The organism is Barnesiella sp. B2-R-119, assembly GCF_023656675.1.
GTDB lineage: Bacteria > Bacteroidota > Bacteroidia > Bacteroidales > Barnesiellaceae > Barnesiella > Barnesiella intestinihominis.
The window spans coordinates 734,742-754,854 of sequence record NZ_JAMOKL010000001.1; the positions used below are offsets into that span (position 1 = coordinate 734,742).

Sequence of the window (20,113 nt, forward strand, 5' to 3'; positions counted from 1 at the left end):
GAAATATGAAAAGACTATTATTGTTGATTGCCGTGTCGATAGTATGGAGCGGTAGCGTCTTGCAAGCACAGGAATACGAGTATGTCCCTTTGGTACGGGAGGGAATAGAGTGGGGGTATAAAAATGGTGAGATTTATCGGTTCATTGGCGAGGAAATTATAAATGGTAAAGTATATAAGCAACTGGGGAATAGTAGCCGTGATTATCCGGATAGTTATAAAATTGCCGGTTATGCCCGGGAAGAGAATAAGGTTGTTTATCGCTTGTACTCGAAAGATGCCGAAGAAGTTCCCATTTATGATTTTAATGTAAAACAAGTAGGCGACATTATGCAGGCATGGCATACAGAACCGGGGTATTTCGGCATGAAAGTAGAAAGCCTCGATTCTATTTTAGTAAACGGGAAATACAGGAAAATGATAAAACTGGAAAACCAAAGAGGAGAATGTATCGAGGGAATCGGAAGTACCGAAACCGGATATAACATTTTGTATCCGTTCTATCAAATCACTTCGGAGTTTGACGAAAAGACCAAGAATAAACTCGAATACGTAAAAAATACTGCCACCGGTAAAAATGAATGGCAAAGACCGAATGATAATTTAGATGATAAATATGAATATGTCCCTTTGGTTCGTGAAGGAGTGGAATGGGGATACACCGGCGATCTGGGCGACTACCGCTGTCAGATAAAAGGCGACACGATAATCGATGGAACGACATATAAAAAATTTTATAGGTACACGACCTGCGGATTGCAAAAGAATACCCCCTGCTACGTGGTAGTAAGGGAAAATGACAAAAAAGTGTACTATCGGGAAATAACCGGCGATAACCGTGAAGAACGATTAATCTATGACTTTTCTCTTGAAAAAGGAGATATGGCTATCTTATATAGCCGTTCGGCTTTGGATTATATGCAGATAGATGTCCGTTATGTAGATACAATACAAGTGGGTTCGACCTATCGTAAAAGGTTAGAATATCTTATTCATGACGTAATAGAAGGGATCGGCGGTTTGAAAAATGATTGGCTGGTCGCCGCCTTCACCATAGCGCCATGTGTTCCAGATTGCAATGTCTGGATATATTTGTCCTATGTGAAAAATCTTGTCACCGGCGAATATGAGTACGGGAACAAGGGGGCTTGTGGCGACACCTATGCATATGACCCTTACGTGAAAGATTGTGATTTTGGTTATTATAATTATAACTGGGGCAGTGTTTCGGGATTTACCCATTATAGGATACAAGGCGAAACGAACATGAACGGGAAGACTTACAAAGGTCTGTATTCCCTCACCGGAGATTCTTCTGCATCTTCGGAACAGACCCTCATAGCTTTTGTGCGGGAAGAAAATAAAAAAGTCTATTTTATGGACGGCGAGAAAGAATGGCCGTGGTATGATTTCACTTTGGAGAAAGGCGATACATGGACAATCGAGGCCGAGTCTCCGCTCTCTCGGCATGGGGAGAAAATAGAAGTCGTCGTTTCGAATGTAGATACGATAACCATAGGAGGAAAATCTCGGAAACGCATATCGTTTCAAGGCTATTATTCGTGGGTGGAAGGATTAGGAGATATGGAAAGCCTGCCTTTTCATACCTTTTATGGCATACCTACCTGTCCCTGTGGAAATGATATGCATTACTATCGAGTGAACGGAGACTTTGTTTTTAAGGCATCTACTTATTGGGGACTCCCCATAGTAGACCCGTTTATAGACGGCAATTACATTCCCTTTATCAAAGAAGCCGATTGGACCTATTACGATGCAGCCCCAAGCGGGACAACGATATTTCCCCGATATCATTTGGCTGCAAATGTTTTCAATTCCGAAGGCGTTTATATGAACGATAACGTCTATTACTGGCTGTATCGTTACGAAGGTTGCGATTTCGATGAATCCGTTTCACGACAAAAGTTGGTACTGGTGCGGGAGGAAAACCAAAAAGTCTACGTGCTCGATAGTATAGATGGGAAATATGTAGATAAACTCCTGTATGATTTTACGCTGGAAGTAGGCGACACCCTGCGCATGGACGAAGGGTCGTATTATCACCGACCCGAAGATGGCGATGACTGGAATGCAATACCGGGTCGGAAACGGTGTGGCGACCGCATGTACCGGAAAAACGACCCTTATGGAGAACTCGATCCCTATTCGGGATTTGAAGTAATAGGTATAGACTCGATAGTCGTGGACGGGCAAAAACGAAAGGCTATCACTTGGAACAACGGCAACACATGGGTAGTCGGATTGGGTGAAATCAATGAATATCCTTTGGCTCAATTCTATATGGACTATACGACATGTATAACACCTCCGTTTTACCTATTGTATCAGAAAGTAAATGGAGAATATTCCTACGAAGTGTTGGCAGAACATGATTTTACGCCCGATCCATGTGTAAGCGGTATCGTCGAAAATAAATCTTCTTCTCTGCGTATCGCCCATACCTCCGATGCCCTGATTGTGACCTTGCCGGGCACAGGCTATCGATTGGCCGAGCTCACCGAGATGACCGGCCGCTTGGCGTGGTGCGCCTACTTGGACGGCGAGGCGGGAGAAGTAACGATTCCCACCGCCACCCTTTCGCCCGGAGCGTATATCGTCACCCTATCGAACGACCGGGGCGAACGCATTGTACAGAAAGTGATGATACAGTAAACTGAATAAAAGGTATTGAAGGGATTCGGCAAGAAATTAGGGAAGATTGGCGATAAAGTTTAGCGATGAATTTCTTGTTCGACAACCACATTTCAGACTCTTCGGTGAGGGGTTGAAAACACTGTTTAATAGATTCTTAATAAAATCTAACCCCTCCGTCACGTCGTGCCACCTCCCCTATATTTTGCGTTGCAAAACACAGGGGAGGAGTGTGTGAAAGCTCTACAATACCGCAGGGTATAGATGAGGGAGTTAAAGGGCATTCTCCTTTTGAGCTAGAAGGATAGATTTTACACTTTTCTCCTGCCGTGTCCCGCAGCATTACGGGAGGCTTTATGTAAGCAATATGGTAAGACACCAAAAGTGCTACGGTTCAGTTCCTAAGGAAAAAAGTTGAAAATGCTGTCATAGGATCATTAGTAGAGTTTAATACTTTCGTCATAAAGGCATTTACACTTCTCCCCTACCGTACCCCACAGCATCACGAGATGTTGCACTAAAATCGAAGCAGGAGCAAAGACAATTCAATAGAAAGGCATTAACCTCCTCCTCTGCGCACGTATGTGCGATAGGGGAGGTGGCACGAAGTGACGGAGGGGTTAAAAAACAGAAGAATGATAGTGTCAAAAGATTTCTACACTCCTCCCCTGCCGTGTCCCGCAGCATTACGGGGTGTCATAAAGCGATATAAGAGTATCCTCTCTCGAAATCATACAACAAAAATACCGCCCGATATACGTTCATATCGAGCGGCATTCTATATTCAAATAGATCGAATTCTATTTCAAAGCGTCGGCAAGAGCAGCATTAGTTTTATGAACGGCAGCAGCACTCTTGGCAAATGCCTCTTTCTCGGCAGCGTTCAATTTCAACTCAACCACTTTTTCAATACCGTTTTTACCCAATACACAAGGTACGCCTATGCAGAGGTCTTTCTCCCCGTACTCGCCTTCCAGCAAAGCGCTGCAAGGAACCATGCGTTTCTGGTCGCCCAATACGGCCTCTACCACCGAAGCGGCAGCAGCACCCGGAGCATACCATGCCGACGTTCCCAGCAATCCGGTCAATGTAGCGCCACCCACCATCGTGTCGGCAGCGACTTTTTGCAAAGCCTCTTCGCTCAGGAATTCGGTAACGGGAATACCCTTGTAAGTAGCGAAACGAGTAACAGGAATCATAGTCGTGTCGCCGTGACCGCCGATTACGAAACCTTCTACCTCCGACAGATTGGCATTCAACGCTTGGCTCAGATAATATTTGAAACGAGAGCTGTCCAAAGCGCCACCCATACCGATAATGCGGTTTTTGGGAAGGCCCGATACTTTATGAATCAAATAAGTCATCGTATCCATCGGGTTACTTACACACAAGATAACAGCATTGGGAGAATATTTCAAAACATTCTCTACGACCGACTTCACGATGCCGGCATTCACTCCGATCAACTCCTCGCGAGTCATACCCGGTTTACGGGGAATACCCGAGGTGATAACAACCATATCCGAATTGGCGGTAGCCTCATAGTTGTTGGTCACTCCTTTGATACGCGATGCGAAACCTGCCGTTACAGCAGCCTGCATCATATCCATAGCCTTGCCTTCCGATACACCTTCTTTAATATCGAGCAAAACGACTTCGTCTGCAATTTCTCTGAATGCTAACACGTTTGCACAAGTAGCGCCAACGTTTCCAGCTCCGATAACCGATACTTTTGACATAATTGTTTGATTTTAAAATTAATATATGATAATACCTTTCTTGTTCTCTATGTTTCGCAAATTTACAACTATTTCCATATTATGGAAAAATTTCCTCAATTAAAATTGTATAAACTTTGCATATTCTTTTAAGCGAAATTTAAAACCAGCTATACATCTAATAGCCAACAAATTAACAAACCCACATAGATTATTCTTGCAAATCGCCCTTACCTTCGCGCAATACCACAGGCTCGTCTCCCGTACAATCGACCGTAGTCGACGGTATCGTACCGCCCTCGCCTCCGTCGATAATCAAATCGGCGACCGATTCATAACGTTCAGCTATCAACTCCGGATCCGTCCCATATTCAGGCTCCTCATCGTCGACAGACACCGACGTCGTCAATAACGGATTGCCCAACGCCTCGACCAACGACAACGTAATGGCATGGTCGGGAATACGCACTCCCACCGTCTTGCGGTTTTTATAAATCTTAGGCAGGGACGAGCTCGTAGGCAATATAAAAGTGAAAGCCCCCGGCAAATTACGTTTCAACAGCTTGAAATACAAATTATTCAGTTTGGCATATTCACTCACCCAACTCAATTCCCGACAAATAATCGACAGATTGACTTTTTGAGGATTGATTCCTTTAATCCGGCAAATCCGCTCCACGGCTCGCACGTTCAAAGCATCGCAACCCAACGCATAAATCGTATCGGTAGGATAAATCACAATACCCCCTTCGCGCAACACCTCCACCGCCTTTCCTATCTCCGTGGCGCTGGGATTCTCCTCGTATATTTTCAATCGCCTCATCACACAAGTTTAAGTGTCGCTAAGATAACGAACTTTTCATATTTCAACAATATTTAAAGAAGAATATAATAAAACAAAAAGAGAGCATGATAAAAAATCATTTCCCCCTTTTGTACATGCAATGAGACATTAGTTGGTTATTATTAAGCATATTCCCCCTCTCCCAGCCGTGTCCCGTATTACAACAGGGCGTCGCACATAAAATCGAAACAGGAGGCAAAAAGCAAAGACAATTCAATAGAAAGGCATTAGCCACCTCCTCTGCGCACGTATGTGCGATAGGGGAGGTGGCACGAAGTGACGGAGGGGTTAAAAAACAGAAGAATGATAATATCAAAAGATTTTTACACTTCTCCCCTGCCGTATCCCGTAGCATTACGGGAGTGTTGCACATAAAATCGAAGCAGGGGCAAAAAGCAAAGACAATTCAATAGAAAGGCATTAACACTTCTCCCCTGTGTTGCGGAGCAATATAGGGGAGACACCTCAGAAACTGTTGTTTCTGAGGAGAGGGGTTGAATAAAAACGGGAAAAAGGGATTCCGTCTTTATCGGGCATGAAGCCCGATTTATCACTGCACTAACCGAAGCGTATAATTCAATCCGCTCTGCGGCTTCTCAAATTTATCGTTCAACAAAGTAAGACTTGTACCCTCTTTTGACACAAGGAAATTAAAAACAGTACCATCGTCGGCAACCAGTTGCCACACCACGGCATCCTTGTCATCGGCCGAACCGCGTTGAGTGAACCGCCTACCGGTATAAGTCACGGTCTCGTCCTTCCCGTTTTCAGCCTCCAAATAAGTCATCGCAAGCACGAATGTCCCGTCCCCGCTATACTCGCGATTACGTACCGTCAGAGTGTAACGTATACCCGGAGTATCGGCTGCCGGCAGTACCCCCTCATAAGTCCGCTCCTGCCAATCGCCCAACGACGAGTCGGCAGCTGCACTATCTTCCCGATATATGACCTCACCCCGCTGTTCGATCGTCCATAAACCATTTATGAAACGCACATTCTTCGTATCGTCGTCCTCCACATTCCAAGCAAAACCGCCCGAAGGCAACGTCCGCCGCTCCAAAATCTCACTCGGTTGCCTGTCGGAGAAAAACAATTCCACTTGGGACGAATCGGGAGAAAAGACGATATAGACCGAACGGTTATCCCCTCGAACCGACTCCGTGCGGATACCCTTCTCGAACACCCGTATACAATCCTGCGACACCTCACTCCACACATATCCGGCAGAGCCTATGCAACCATGTCCGTCTCGGTCGCCACCGAGTAACGCTCTTTGCGGATAAGACACCATTTTCAAAGCCCCCATTCCCTTTTCATACTTTCCCCGGTAAGTAATCTCGGCCGTATCGCCCAGCAGCAATCCGTCGACCCCGCTTTTATCGGTATCGACCGTACTGAACGACAACGTGTCATTGTCGTCGGTGACAATAGTAACCGTATTCATGGTAGCATCGCATACAATTCCCCGAGCTTCACAGTAATCCGACTTGGACGAACAACCGCACAATACCCCCACGATTGCAAAAGACAATAATAATGTTCTCATATCTTCAAAATTTAATTTTCTTTATTCGATTTCCTACCTCAAAACCCGACAAGGGAAAAATAGAAACAAGACAGCCCCATTCCTATTTCTCACATCGAGTCATATCCTATATTCGAAAAATCAAATATACACAAATATCTTCCATTCCATACAAACCGGGACATTAAAATCCCCATCTATCCAAAAAGAACAGCTCCCTGCCCGTTTTAGTTTAATAGATGTTCAAGCTCCCACCGCCCCAAAAGATATATATTGAAGGGTTAAGATATTCGTTAAAAGTATTTCCCCTCCTCCTCTGCCGTGTCCCGTAGCCTTACGGGGTGTTTTGCTATGCAAAATATAAGGGAGGTGGCACGCAGTGACGGAGGAGTTAAGATATTAGTTAATTGATTTCAAGAAGCAATATTGAATACCTTTAATCTTTCTTCCCCGTGTTGCGAAGCAATATAAGAAAACTACCGAAGAAACAAAGGGGAGAATATATAAAAGAAGAAGCCCCACTAATTATCGACTGATCCATTTTCTACCACCGCAACAAACCAGTTCCTCTTACAAAAAAAGCCGCTGCAAAAAACTTGCAACGGCTTTTTAGCGGAGTAAGGGGGATTCGAACCCCCGATACGCTTTTGACGTATACACGCTTTCCAGGCGTGCCTCTTCAACCACTCGAGCATCACTCCCTCGGGTCGATCCCGTAAAAACGGTGGCAAATATAATACATTTTTCGGGTTCGACGAAAGTTTTTACAAAAATAGTATCTCATTTTTACGACAACCGCCCAAACTACCCCTTGATAATATTTACAGAAAGTACCTTATCGTCCACATGAACATACAATGTGTACACCCCCGGCATTAACCCCGACATAGGAACCAGCACAGAATACTCTCCCTCATCTTCCTCACGACTCGGTGTCCGTCTCAGACAAATTCCCGCGCTACTGTGCAAAGTGAACCACACCGAAGCCGAACGAGTAAGTTTATATTTTATCGTCAAGTCACTTTCCACCGGATTGGGCAGATACTCCGCCTCGGTAAAAACACTCTCGATCGGTAGGATCTCCTCCTCAATCGATTCATCGTCGACACTACGGTCACTCTCCCCACTCAGATAATCGGGCGGATAGTAAAACGATACAGCCGAGAGTATCGTATCGGCCTGTGTACCATGCAGCGTGGAAGTCTCGCTCTCGAACACCGGATAACGATTCTGCGGCACATACCAAGCATACGTATCCACACTCACTGACAAGCTGTCTTCACATATCCTCACATATCGGCGGGCGGTATGTACCCGCAGGGCGTTTCCGAAAGTCTCTCCCGGTAACCTCAATTCACCTTCGGCATCGGCTGTGACAGTCGTCGTTCCCCCGACGAAAAGAGGAATACGCTGACCATACCGTCCTGCTCCTTCGAAACGACTCGTCAGAGAATCGCCATAAGCGAAAGGATAACGCAACAAAAGTTCGGGACGAGCATAATCGATATAGAAAGTCGCATTCTCATGTCCCACACACCACAGGCTATCACTTCCTTGTCGGTAATAATAACGGTTACGCCCCTCGCGACCACAAAGAATATCCATATGGGAACTGTCCGGAATAAAATATTCCACGGGAAGTTCCTCCGAAAGGATTTGCATTCCTCGGAAGTTCCACCGGCATTTCGTTCCGGCCCTGCCCGGTTCTTGGTACTCGACCAGCATCTTGACGAATGCCTCTCCGACTTCCAGCCGGTTGCTGTCGGCTGTCAATTCTATTGCCGACAAAACTTGTACAGCTGCAATACCGGCCGTACATAATAAAACACGTATATTCATAACATTTCTCTTTATCCGTTTCATCGTTCTATTCATTCCGATAATGGTACTTATACAATGTCGTAGTCTTCTCTCCCTCTTTCACACGCACCAATCGCCCCACATTATCATACTCATAATAAGTCGTATGCCCCCGAGGATCGGTCGAAGAGGTAATTCCCACCAGCGGCTCATACGTATAAACGGTTACTTGTGCCGACGGCAGTTCCGTACGCAATCGGGCCAGTAACATTCCGTCTGGAATTTCAGCCGCAGCGAAAGCCTCGGCATCCCCTATGATGCTCTCTACTTGCTCCCAAGAGGCATTCCTAATTTCCGCCACCGGGTATTGATAACTATATCCCCACAAGTAAATGGTAGTGAGATTATCCAATCCCGTTTTTGATTTCAGCTTTCCCGAATCATAATAGGTATAATCACTCTGTTTCTCAAACGCATTGTTCCCTCCATCACGATAAAAATACGATACAGGACGCACAACAGACGTATCGTTGTTTATTTTTCCGTATAGAATCTGTTCGGTATAGATTTTATCATACTCGATATCGCCTTTGTATTTCACATATTCTCGCACAATAGGCGAAGTGATGCAATTGCCGGCTTCCATCGCTTCTCTCACAAGCTGCGGATATCCAGCATAATTATCCGAAGAATAATAATACCTCGATGCGACACTGTCTCCCTCGCTGGTATATACCCGTTTTTCCCGCACGTTGAACAACCGTTCCCGATCGTCATATGTATATAATTCCGCCGTTTCGAAAAACGTTTCGCCGCTATCGTCATAACGCTTGGTTATCGTCCAATCCAAATGCTGTAACCCCACATAAATAGGATACGCAATCACTTCATAATCTATCTGTTGAGAGCTCGAAGTATTTTCATAAAGCACACTCGGTTTAAATATATCGGTAAATGCCGCCTTCGAAAAACAATATACATTATGTCCACTCCCACATTTACCTGTTCTACCCACGAACAAAGTTTTTGTATTCACCAGAATACCCTGTATATACTGGTTATTATCGGCGTATTTATAAATAGTGTGTTCCTGCAATCGATCTCCCTTGTATATTTTGCGGTCTATCAGATGCGGAGTATCGATCAGAGCACTCCAATAAATGGCCTTATTTCCCGATGCATTGGATTGGTCGTATAAATAATCATACCGTTCGACAGTTTTCCCTCCGGTACTCGTATATTCCGCCACCTCGTCATACCACACCATGCAATTATCGTTAAACAATGTAATATTGGCATTTTTCTCACTCACGATTACCCAATGAGCGTCTAATACAGAAGGCTCTCCCGATCCTTCCGGATTCTCGATAGGATCAACTATATTGATCACTTTCTGAGTCCTTTCCGAGACATATCCCCAGTCCGATGTATCCACGATAATACTTCCATATCCCGATTCATTGGAGCCATATTTGTAACTTTTGGTTATCTCTTGACCCGAACTCGGATCATATTGACTCAATCGTTTGATACGTAAACCGCAAGTGATATCGGTCGAATCGCCAGTCATTTCCGACACGCTCAATGCTCGATTCATTTCGTACTCGAAAGTCGTATAACCGCCTGTCGGGTAAACAATTTTCTCCAATATCTTCGCTTTCATAGCTGATTCTTCGGAATGCCCATCTCCACAACCGACACTTTGGATACTATCTAATAATTGTACAATATACCGAGGGAACAAATTATTTATCCCAGCATTCACCTCCCCGGTATAATATCCGAATTTGTCTTGCGCATAAACATTCTCAAAAGACTGCGTATTGTAGCTGAATCGATAAGTCCCATCGCCGGTTACCGAAACCGAACCCAACAAATCGGTTGTCAGGTCGGAATAAAAATCAACCCGACGGATAACTTTCGCATCCTTGTTCAAGACCTTTATTTGCTTCAATATCTCAGCTCGCGAAGGGTTATTATTATAACTGAATTCCACACGCCCCAAAGGGAACTCGATCGATGTCAAACCCTTGTCATAACTCATCCTATAATTTTCAACATGTTGAAATTCACTTATACTCTTATGTTCAAAATCAAAACTAAGTTCAGCCTTAACAAATGTAGCGTTGTGATATCGGGCAAATGACTTTATTGTTACCGGTTTATAATGAAACAATATCTCCTGCCCCGTGGGATAAGTTATTTTCCGCAACACATAAGCTACATCTAACGGATTCTCGGTGGTCGTACAAACCACAAAATTTCGAGGTTCGTTCACCCTATCACCATACCAATAAACCACCCCGTTTGTATCGGTCACTTTAAATCCCACGATCGGCCTGTGTTTTAACCCGATGACCTCTATCCGCAACGGTGATTGTTTAATTTGACGTACGCTGTAACCATTGGCTTTCGTCTCGATAATGAAACTGCAACTCCCGCTCAATGTATTTACAGTAAAGATATCATGCTCGCCGTCATAGCCCCACGACCATTCAAAATCTGTTGTCGGTGAAGCCCAATAAGCGACAGAATCAGGGTGTATCAAATAGGGATTATCCGGTATTTTCTCCGGTTTACACATTTCGTCTATTTTCCCGAAACTCTTTCGTGTAACTCGCAGTCCCGGCAACAAACTCCACCCGTAACCGAGAATCCCCACCGGATCCTCCACTTTGATTCCCGATGCGTGATAGGCTATACTGAACGGCAGTGAACCGCCGTCCGGCATAGGTATCGAGAATAAAGGAATGCTGATATCCACTACCCCTGTCGCTTTGGACACCGGATAGAACTCAAATCTGTTGAACTGGGAAGACAATGGCGACGTCATACTTATATCGGGCATCTTATTTACTAAATATTCCTCGTCCTGCGCATGCGCTACAATAGGCAATGTCACCATCAAGATCATACAAAGCGTTTTATTTAATCGTGTCCTCATAGCTTATCTTTTACCGATAGAACAAATTTAATCGTATAAAAAAGAGTTTTTATTATAAACAAAAATCCATAATACCCCTTGATGTCTTCCTCCTATGGAGTCCGTCGGTCGCCGTAGTCTTTTGTCTTTATCAAATTCCCGGACTCGTCGTAATATTTCCACTCCCCGATTTCCAAAAAATCAACCATAAAATCTTCGTCGCACACCATATATCCTTCGCTCTTAACGGCTCCACTTGGATAATAATCAATACTATGACATTTATATTTACAGAAAATTCGGCAATACCCCGTATATATACTGTCCTTATTGAGTTCTATCGAATCGAGAGTATAGACCAGCTCTCCTTCATCTCCAAATACATACCATGTGCCGGATATATTATCCGCTGTGTATTCCCCTAATACAAACAAATCATTACGAGAAAAGCACTTAAATAATCCATCTTTTTTACCGCCTTTATAATATAGTTCATGTGTGATTCCTTCGCCAAGAGAATCTCTCCAATAGCCTTCCCTCTGCCCCAAATCATTCACCCGATTCATCGGGATCTTACGACCGATTCCAAAAATGCCTGTCGCCACACAACCGGCAAAAAACAGCAATAGCACGCTCTTTTTCATAACTCCCAATCTTATATTTTTACATAACCATACATCAGGACTCTATTTTTTCACACAGGACTTTGATATAATCCAATTTCCAACGCTCAATTCTGTGAAGGGGGTATCTCCCTTTCTTCCCGGTGTCGTACAAACCATATCTATTCTTTTAGCGATGAGCCCAATTTAATCACACTGAAACTTATTGGAGAAAAGGGTGTCGGGTCGTGTATGGACGATTACCTCTCCATTTCCCCCCCCGAATCTATATAAATAGCCTTTCCTTCCGCTTTACTACACAGTACATAAACATTAACGTCATCATTACAAAAAACAACCGTTTCATATCTATTTTATATAAAAATAATTCTACCAAGAAAATATCGAATCTTCCTGCATTATATACTCGACAAAAAAGTCACTCTCTTTCACCCGATAACATTCCATTCTTTGGATAAAGTGTGGACTTAACCCACTTTTACTATGATCTATCTCCCCCCGCTCTTTTATAATCCAATACATTCCATGAGAAATTTTCGAAAAATCTCTATTCTTTTTTAAAGACGAGTCAGAAACTTGCCGTATATATTTTTCCACTCCTGAACAAACACCCACTTGCTTCGTCCCGACTTTTACATGCCACAGTGCGGGAGTGCTACTATACTGCCACAACGACAGTGGCGTTTGTCCCATATAGAACAATAAATTGGAATTAAAAGGATCTATCTTATCGATATATAACTCACACACGTTCAACTCGGGATTGGATGCTATAATCGTATCGAGAATATAAGCTATATCTTCCCGAAAAGTGATATCCGATACCTTCTCTGTTTGTCGGCAAGAAAATAAAAATAGACACGACATACAAACCAAAATAAGCTTTTTCATTTTATTTCCGACTTTAATTTTAAAACTAGACCTTTATTCAATTTCCATTATTACCGGAGGTAAAAATTCATCACAATTTTCAAGAGGAAGGGCTATAAAAGGATAACCCGAAATGAACGGACGGCATGTCAACGTTCCCGCTCTATCTTCTATAATCCAACCATTCCGACCCGATTCTTCCTCTCCTCTTTGAACAGTTTCAACTTTTCTCAATGATTGTTGGAAAAGATATTTTTCCACTCCCGAGTAAATATCAACAACCGCATGCGATATCCTCACTTGCAATAATGATGGCGTTTGCCCGTATTCCAAAGGAAACAAGGGGGCTTTTTCTCCCATATAAAATAGCAAAATTGAATTTCCCGAATCGACTGTATTGATATATAATTCATACACGTCTCCTTTCGGATTAGACGCAATAATCGTATCAAGAATATAAGCCACATCTTCTCGAAAGGTAAAATCTTGCCCCTTCTTTGTTTGCCGGCAAGAGAGAAGAACACCAGTTACACAAAACAATAAAAATAAAGATTTCATTTTCACCGCAACCTGTATATTAACAAATTACCATAATAAACATTATTCTATTACAAGCAAAACGATTCTAATAGTATCTACTTTCTGCACTCCCAAAAGGATATCCTTGAAAATCATACTCGAGATTTGGGTCACCGTTTTTCGAGACTTTCGTCAGCCGGTTCCCCTTATACACCATGTCGAGCTGCTCGGCATACCGGTTTTCGTAAGTCCTTAACATAAGATATTAATAATCATTTATATAAAATCCATTCTAATTACATCAAAACCAAATATTTTCTTTCCCTCAAAAGACAGTTCTTATTTGACTGTTTCCATTCCACCGTTATCTAATTGTTCTTGTCGTATCGTATCAGTTATGTCGGCACAATGTTATCGCTATTGCCTGCCTTTTTAGAGCCTATGTTATTGCAACACGTTAGTATTAAAGGTAAAATGACCAAATAAAAACGAATGCTATTCATAGGCAGTGTTTTTATTGTATTTTTATGTCATTGAAAAAATGTTCATAAGATTTCAATTTTGTTTCTCCTACATGCTCATAGACAATGGCAATACCATATTTGAAATAATTATCTTCTCTAAAATATTTTTTTCCATTATCTGTCATATAGTACCCTCTTATACTACGAACATCTTTACCCAGTACAAATTCACTACATATTATTTTATCCGACAAATCTGTCAAAGGTAAATTTATCATACTTCCACAATGTATTATTATTGCAGCAGAATCTAAAACGCAATTTATTATTTTGAAATAACCCTCTTCATAATTGACAACATTAATTTTGTGGATTGCTGGATACTCGATAATCAGATTCTTGTTATGGCACAATATCGTATCTGTTTTTGTTTGTATTTGACCAAAAGCAATATTTGTCAAACAAAAGAACAATACCATTAATAATACTTCACGGGTTCTCCTCTTCTTCATAATTATTTTCTGCTTGTTTTACAACTGTTTTTATTTTTATTCCGACCTACAAAATATATTTTGTAGGTCGGAATATGTAAATAAAGCTGTCGCATTTCCGTCGCCTCTTATTTTATATTACATCATAACTTTCCCAATTAGTCGAACCAAAAGTTTAACATTCTCTTCAAATTATTTGACATATAGTACCTGTTATTTCCTATATCCACAAATCTTTCGTCATACCAAATTACTAAAAGGTTACCCTGCGAGTAAATCTCAATTTTTCCTCTTACATCAAGGGGATCTATATCTAATTCTACGGTATTCCCTCGTTTTGTTGTTAAGGTCTTTTTCATACAATCATACGGTCTTATTTTTATCAGAGAATCGGGAAGAACATTTAGTCGCAGTAGATTCTGACAGAGTTGTTGGATCTCTGAATAGGATAATTTTTTAAGGAAATAGGGATAAGAACCTTTCCCTTTTTCAAAATGATTATCAAACAATCGCCTTGGGGTGTTAAATGCCGTATAAACATCAAAAGAGAAATGTTTAATCTTTATACTGTCGGCTTTTTCGCATATTATTTGAGAAAAGGCAAGTAACGGACAAAATAAAAAAAGCAAGGCTATATATCTTTTCATAATGTATCATTTTTGATAAAACCAATCTCTTTGCGTAGGTCCCGAAGTTGTGTGAGGGGTCCCTTCGTGATCTAATCGTGTGACTTGTTCTGATTCTATTTCTCCTAATGCAATAGCTGTCTGTCTTTCATAACCAGTTATTACACGCTCTTCTTCTTTGTTTCCATATTGAGAAGGCTTTTCTCTATCTTGTCTTTGCCCTTGAGGGTCTTTATCATGTCTCCATGCATGATCTATTTCGTGATTTAATAAAGTAGAAGGAGAAAGCTCTACGAGTTCGTTTGTGAGAAGTCCTAGTTTAGGAGCCCATTTTATGGTTCTTGATTCAGGGAAATAATAATGCCCATCAAAAGATTCGGCGATATAATAAGTTTCATTAGAAGCATGAAGATCAGCCATTTTCCCAGCGGCATTATGTTGATTCAAATATTCAACTGCGATTTTGAAATATTCTTTGAACTCTTTTGAAACATTTTCGGCAAATTGTAGAAATTTCCCGTCCGGGTCTACATAATTCACCGGATTATTATTACAATAGGCATAGGGCGAGATGGAATAATATTTCTCGCAGAGAGGATCCATAGTGGTGAATCGGCAGAGAGCCGGATAATACATACGGGCATCGAAGTCGTAACTGTCATAGCCGTGCAGCTCTATAAACTCCTTTCCTCCGTATTTGTACGGCTGCTCTTCGGGCTGGTAATGGGCTTCATAAGGAAGACCGAAAGGATAGTATTGCATACGTTGGTAGGTGACGGTTTTTTGAAGTTCGATATACTGCATGTCGCCTCTGTCGAACCAATCGAAGGGGACGGTAGCAAGGTGGCGGGGTGGTTTGTCGATTTCTATAAATTTCAAATTTTTAAGCGCACTGCCGTAGACGGTGCGGATATTCCCTTGATAATCCCGCACGAAGTACCGGAAATCTTGTTCCGAACAATCCAAATAGCCGTCGCCGTTATGAATTCGTATCAGGGTATCGCTCTCGAAATCGGCTCCCGCATATTCCAAAGAACCCCGACGTGCCGTAACATGACTGCTCATGGCCGCAGTCCCCGATGTACTGCCGAAGGTCTGCCCCGCAGGGATAACGACCGTTGTCAGTGGTGTGAGGTATTTACTGCCGGTTCTCTTGCCGTCGGCGGTGTAATAATTCACGATAGCCGACCCGTTGCGGAACTGCACGGTGTCGGGCTGGTTCAGCAAATTGTATCGTATGGCGACAATATCCCGGTCGAGGTCGGCCGTCATATTTCCGTTGGGGTCGTAAAAATAATCGAGTCCATTATAGTTATAATCCCGATATTCTTTCATGTCGTATCGCCCCTGTTCTCCCATCATATCGGTAATCTCTACTACCCTATTCCCTTCATAAGACCAGTTCATCTCGTCTATCATTCCGCCCCTTCCCCCATTGCGATACAAATTTACCATATTACCATGCTTGTCATATTCATACTCGACATGATAGCGGCCGCTAGAAAAATCACTGCCCGTCACCGAATAGGCCGAAGCCAGCCGGTCGTGGGCATCATAAGTGAAGCGATAGCCGTTCACAATCGTGTCGGTATCGGTGCGATATGTCCAATTCATCGCCGATATATTTCCGTTGTAACGAACTTTCCCATAGTTTCCCATAAGGCTTTCGTAATACAAATTCTGCACGAAATCGACATCTTCTATCCGAGTGATCCAACCCTGCAAATTATACCGATATTTAGCATGCGTCAGTCCTCCGTCGATACTTTTGCCGGATATCCGTCCCAACTCGTCGTATTCATATCTCCAATCGGTAGACAAAGAGTCGTTAACCGTATAATCGGTGCGGGTGAGGCGTCCCGAGCGGTCATAAGTATTTTCTACGGACTCCGATACCGATAAACGCCCCCGGGAATCCAAATGTTCCGTGTATGATTCAAGAATATTTCCCGAAAGGTCGCATTGAGCATAAGTCATTTCATAATCGCCCGATACATGCCGAGTGCGTGTCTGCACGGGATTGCCATATTCATCGTAATAATAAACGGTAATCGCATATTTGCTCCTGTCCGTCAAGTCGAACACCTGCGTCCCGGTCAGCAAACCTTTGGCCGAGGAATAAGCCGCACCATATCCCTCCTTACTCCGATAGGCAAGCTGCGAAGCTGCCGTCCCCTCGATGTACAAAAAAGAATAGTCGTCGTAATAATTGACCGTGAGCAACCGGTAATCATTGGCGGCAGGCAGCAGAATCCTGAGGGTATAACCCATACCCGGCCACGCAGTATAACTATCGGCACGTTCCTCGACAAACCTCCTTTCCCTGCAATACCGATACAAGTCCGGTGGACTCTGCAACGGATCCGTCTCATAAGTATACAGCACTCGGGAGAGGGCATCATATTTGGTTATGGTCCAGAGGCTTCCGATCTGTTGATTGCCGTCCTGACTCATGACCAATCGATTAGCCCTATCGTAAATCATCTGTATCGATTTACAACCGGGCAAACGCTTCCCTATGCAGTTCCCCCGGTCGTCGTATTTATAGAGATAGGCATACTGTTGCAAAAGAGTGTGGCTGTCGGGATAATTGCCGGTATTATACATTCCGTCCACAGCCATCGGGGGCAGTACGTAGCACAGCCTGCCGTGGTCGTCATAAATGTAGTAAGTGTCATAACCGTTTCCCTGACGGGCCATAACCACTCGACCCGATTTATCGGTGAAACTCTCTTGCCAAATTCCGTCCTCGTCGGTTTCGCGAGTAACATAAAGAGCACCCGGGGTATACCGCCCCACTCGTTGTACCCCATCGGACGAAATTCGGAAAAGAACGACCTCTCCTGCCGTATTGCACCGATATGCAGCAGTCTTCGGGTGAGCGTTCCAAACAGCTCCGGGATTTTTCACACCGACTGTCCGGCTCAACGGTGAGTTTTCGTACAAAGTCTCCCGATAGAGATATGTGTCTCCATAATAACTTTGAGCCGTCTGCCCGTATGTAGAAGGATTCACATAACAGCCGTTGTTCCCCGATACGGGTGTGGGAAGCCCTTGACGATATTCTCTCCCGGCCTCGTCGTAACCGACTGTGGACAGCAGGTCGGCGCCCGTTGCCGTGAAACCCACTCGGGCAGTCTGTTCGGGACGACCCAGCCCGTCATAATAGACCACGGTCGCAAGCGCCTGCGAAGCCCCTTCGGCAGTTATCCGGCCGTCCTCTATATTCGCTGACGTACTGCCGCCGGGAAGAACGACCTCCACGATATAATTTTTTTCAGACGACAAACTCAAAGGAATATCGACGGCAGCCGACACTATCGCCGACATGGGCGACAAAAAGAGTATAGACAAACTCATTGAAAAGCGGAGGGGTCTTTTCATAGTATCGTGATTTTGTGTCTCTCCGTAAATTTATGCTTTTTTTTACATTTCCCCAAATATTTCACGCCTTTTTTTCATGCCTCGGCTCCAAACGACTGTTTTAACCCTCTTCAAACAAAATTCGGGAATTATTTTCGAGGAAAGCCCCATGAAACACATTCCCCCTATGCATAGCATGAAAGCCGACTCTTCCCATTATCCGGGAATCACCCTTCTCCGAACAATCGCACAGCATTGGCCGAGGTAGCCTCCTCCACCTCGGCAGTCGTAATATCCAGAATTTCGGCTATTCGCTTCGCCATATAAGGCAAATACGAAGGTTCGTTCCGTTTGCCCCGATAAGGCACGGGAGCCAAATACGGGGCATCGGTTTCGAGCAATATACGCCCGATGCCCACTTCTCGTACCATATCTTCAAGATGAGCGTTCTTGAAAGTAACGATGCCGTTTATCCCGAAATAATAGTCACCGGTTCCCCTCAGCAGACGCACCTGTTCGGCCGACCCCGTGAAACTGTGGAACACCCCTCGGAATGCCGGCACTCTGCCCGACTGCAACAGAGCCAATATTTCGTCGAATGCCTCCCGGCAATGAATAATCACCGGCAAACCCGACTCTGCCGCCCACCCCGTCTGCACCACGAAAGCCTCTTTCTGCTCCTCGGCATAGGTCTTGTCCCAATACAAATCGAGCCCTATCTCGCCCACGGCGCAATACTCCCCGGAGAAAAGCAGCTCTCTCACCTGTCCAAGCCGCTCCCGATAATCGTCCTCCACCGACGTGGGGTGTAGCCCTATCGCCATACGGCAATAACCGGGAAACAAATCGTTCGTGGCATGCATGGCTTGCACCGTGTCGAAATCGACATTGGGCAATATCACCCGTTCGACTCCCGCTTCACGGGCGCGGCGCACCACCTCGACACGGTCTTCGTCAAACTCTTCCAGATAAATATGCGTGTGAGTATCAATCATCTTCGGGTCGCTTTTCTCCACTGCGGTAATAATATACTACGCCGTAAGCCCGGCAACGGTTCAAACGTATTTCGGCAGGGAGATCGGCGTAATACGTTTCCACCTGATTCCACAAATCCAAGATAATCCGGTCCGCCTCCTCGCGCAAGGCATCCAACCCCGACTGGGAACGAGTCGTATTCAGTTTATAATTCTGTTGTTCCCGATAGGCTTCCTTGAAAATATCGTAATGCACGGTCACTTTCGCGATCGTAGGGTTATAAATAGGCGCACCCCCGTGCGACACCCGTTCGCGTTCCCCCTCGATGAGACGTTCTCCCCAAACGAGAATGTGCTTCTCGCCGGTCAGCTCGGGCACGGCAAAATCTTCGGGGTCGAGCCCGTAAAACAATTTGTGTTCCTTGCGCACCTCGTTACGCAACACTGCCAAATTAAGCACCTGTATGAAATGCGAGATGTACAACCGGGCCGTCTTCAAATGCGACTGATATTGTCGGTTGGCCTCGGCCTGAGCCGTATAGCAATACTGGAACTGCCCGACGGCACTTTTGAAGCGTCTCAAAAGTGCGCGGGCCTCGTTCAGCGTTTTATACGAAGCCGCCTGCTTGTCCACATCGCACTCGTGCTCCATCGCCACCGCTTTTTCGAGAGCGGTAAGGCGGGCTTTGTCTGTATTCGGTAACCGGCGGTAAGGCATTGTT

Annotated in this window: 14 protein-coding genes, 1 tRNA gene and 1 pseudogene; 1 reads left to right on the forward strand and 15 read right to left on the reverse strand. The window is 44.2% G+C overall.

The annotated features are described in order from the left end of the window. Positions 1 to 5 precede the first annotated feature (5 nt). On the forward strand, positions 6 to 2,672 hold the full coding sequence (locus NBH06_RS02755) for a hypothetical protein (RefSeq protein WP_250792659.1): 2,667 nt from the start codon (positions 6 to 8) through the stop codon (positions 2,670 to 2,672). A gap of 779 nt (positions 2,673 to 3,451) precedes the next feature. Here NBH06_RS02755 and mdh read toward each other — a convergent pair. The 15 genes and pseudogenes from mdh to NBH06_RS02830 all read right to left on the reverse strand — a co-directional run bounded on the left by mdh (position 3,452) and on the right by NBH06_RS02830 (position 20,109). Then, entirely contained in the window at positions 3,452 to 4,390 is a 939-nt protein-coding gene (gene mdh / locus NBH06_RS02760; protein WP_008861236.1) for a malate dehydrogenase, read from the reverse strand. Positions 4,391 to 4,580: 190 nt separating this feature from the next. After that, positions 4,581 to 5,192: an L-threonylcarbamoyladenylate synthase gene (locus tag NBH06_RS02765; RefSeq protein ID WP_250792660.1), complete on the reverse strand. Its 612-nt coding sequence runs from the start codon at positions 5,190 to 5,192 to the stop codon at positions 4,581 to 4,583. Positions 5,193 to 5,763: 571 nt separating this feature from the next. Next, positions 5,764 to 6,123, reverse strand: a complete 360-nt coding sequence (locus NBH06_RS02770; RefSeq protein WP_229042437.1) for a copper resistance protein NlpE N-terminal domain-containing protein — start codon at positions 6,121 to 6,123, stop codon at positions 5,764 to 5,766. A 24-nt stretch (positions 6,124 to 6,147) separates the two neighbouring features. Next, positions 6,148 to 6,759: pseudogene (locus NBH06_RS02775) on the reverse strand (copper resistance protein NlpE); the annotation flags it as partial. 592 nt (positions 6,760 to 7,351) lie between these two features. Continuing rightward, positions 7,352 to 7,439, reverse strand: a tRNA-Ser gene (locus NBH06_RS02780). A 103-nt stretch (positions 7,440 to 7,542) separates the two neighbouring features. Beyond that, complete coding sequence (locus NBH06_RS02785; protein ID WP_250792661.1) at positions 7,543 to 8,577, reverse strand: hypothetical protein; 1,035 nt, start codon at positions 8,575 to 8,577, stop codon at positions 7,543 to 7,545. A 28-nt stretch (positions 8,578 to 8,605) separates the two neighbouring features. After that, positions 8,606 to 11,482, reverse strand: a complete 2,877-nt coding sequence (locus NBH06_RS02790; protein ID WP_250792662.1) for an RHS repeat domain-containing protein — start codon at positions 11,480 to 11,482, stop codon at positions 8,606 to 8,608. A gap of 92 nt (positions 11,483 to 11,574) precedes the next feature. Then, the gene (locus tag NBH06_RS02795) at positions 11,575 to 12,105 is read right to left on the reverse strand and encodes a toxin-antitoxin system YwqK family antitoxin (protein ID WP_250792663.1); all 531 of its coding nucleotides are present in this window, start codon (positions 12,103 to 12,105) and stop codon (positions 11,575 to 11,577) included. A 348-nt stretch (positions 12,106 to 12,453) separates the two neighbouring features. Beyond that, positions 12,454 to 12,975 carry a hypothetical protein gene (locus NBH06_RS02800; RefSeq protein WP_250792665.1) on the reverse strand — a complete coding sequence of 174 codons (522 nt, stop codon included), beginning with the start codon at positions 12,973 to 12,975 and terminating at the stop codon, positions 12,454 to 12,456. A gap of 33 nt (positions 12,976 to 13,008) precedes the next feature. Continuing rightward, positions 13,009 to 13,512: a hypothetical protein gene (locus NBH06_RS02805; RefSeq protein WP_250792667.1), complete on the reverse strand. Its 504-nt coding sequence runs from the start codon at positions 13,510 to 13,512 to the stop codon at positions 13,009 to 13,011. A gap of 475 nt (positions 13,513 to 13,987) precedes the next feature. Continuing rightward, positions 13,988 to 14,449: a hypothetical protein gene (locus NBH06_RS02810; RefSeq protein WP_008861251.1), complete on the reverse strand. Its 462-nt coding sequence runs from the start codon at positions 14,447 to 14,449 to the stop codon at positions 13,988 to 13,990. A gap of 137 nt (positions 14,450 to 14,586) precedes the next feature. Continuing rightward, positions 14,587 to 15,075: a hypothetical protein gene (locus NBH06_RS02815; protein WP_250792669.1), complete on the reverse strand. Its 489-nt coding sequence runs from the start codon at positions 15,073 to 15,075 to the stop codon at positions 14,587 to 14,589. A 6-nt stretch (positions 15,076 to 15,081) separates the two neighbouring features. After that, on the reverse strand, positions 15,082 to 18,438 hold the full coding sequence (locus tag NBH06_RS02820) for a DUF6443 domain-containing protein (protein ID WP_250792671.1): 3,357 nt from the start codon (positions 18,436 to 18,438) through the stop codon (positions 15,082 to 15,084). Between the two features lie 206 nt (positions 18,439 to 18,644). Next, positions 18,645 to 19,412 carry a TatD family hydrolase gene (locus tag NBH06_RS02825; RefSeq protein ID WP_250792673.1) on the reverse strand — a complete coding sequence of 256 codons (768 nt, stop codon included), beginning with the start codon at positions 19,410 to 19,412 and terminating at the stop codon, positions 18,645 to 18,647. Then, complete coding sequence (locus NBH06_RS02830) at positions 19,405 to 20,109, reverse strand: hypothetical protein (protein ID WP_008861254.1); 705 nt, start codon at positions 20,107 to 20,109, stop codon at positions 19,405 to 19,407. The genes NBH06_RS02825 and NBH06_RS02830 overlap by 8 nt, the downstream gene beginning before the upstream one ends. Positions 20,110 to 20,113: the final 4 nt, after the last annotated feature.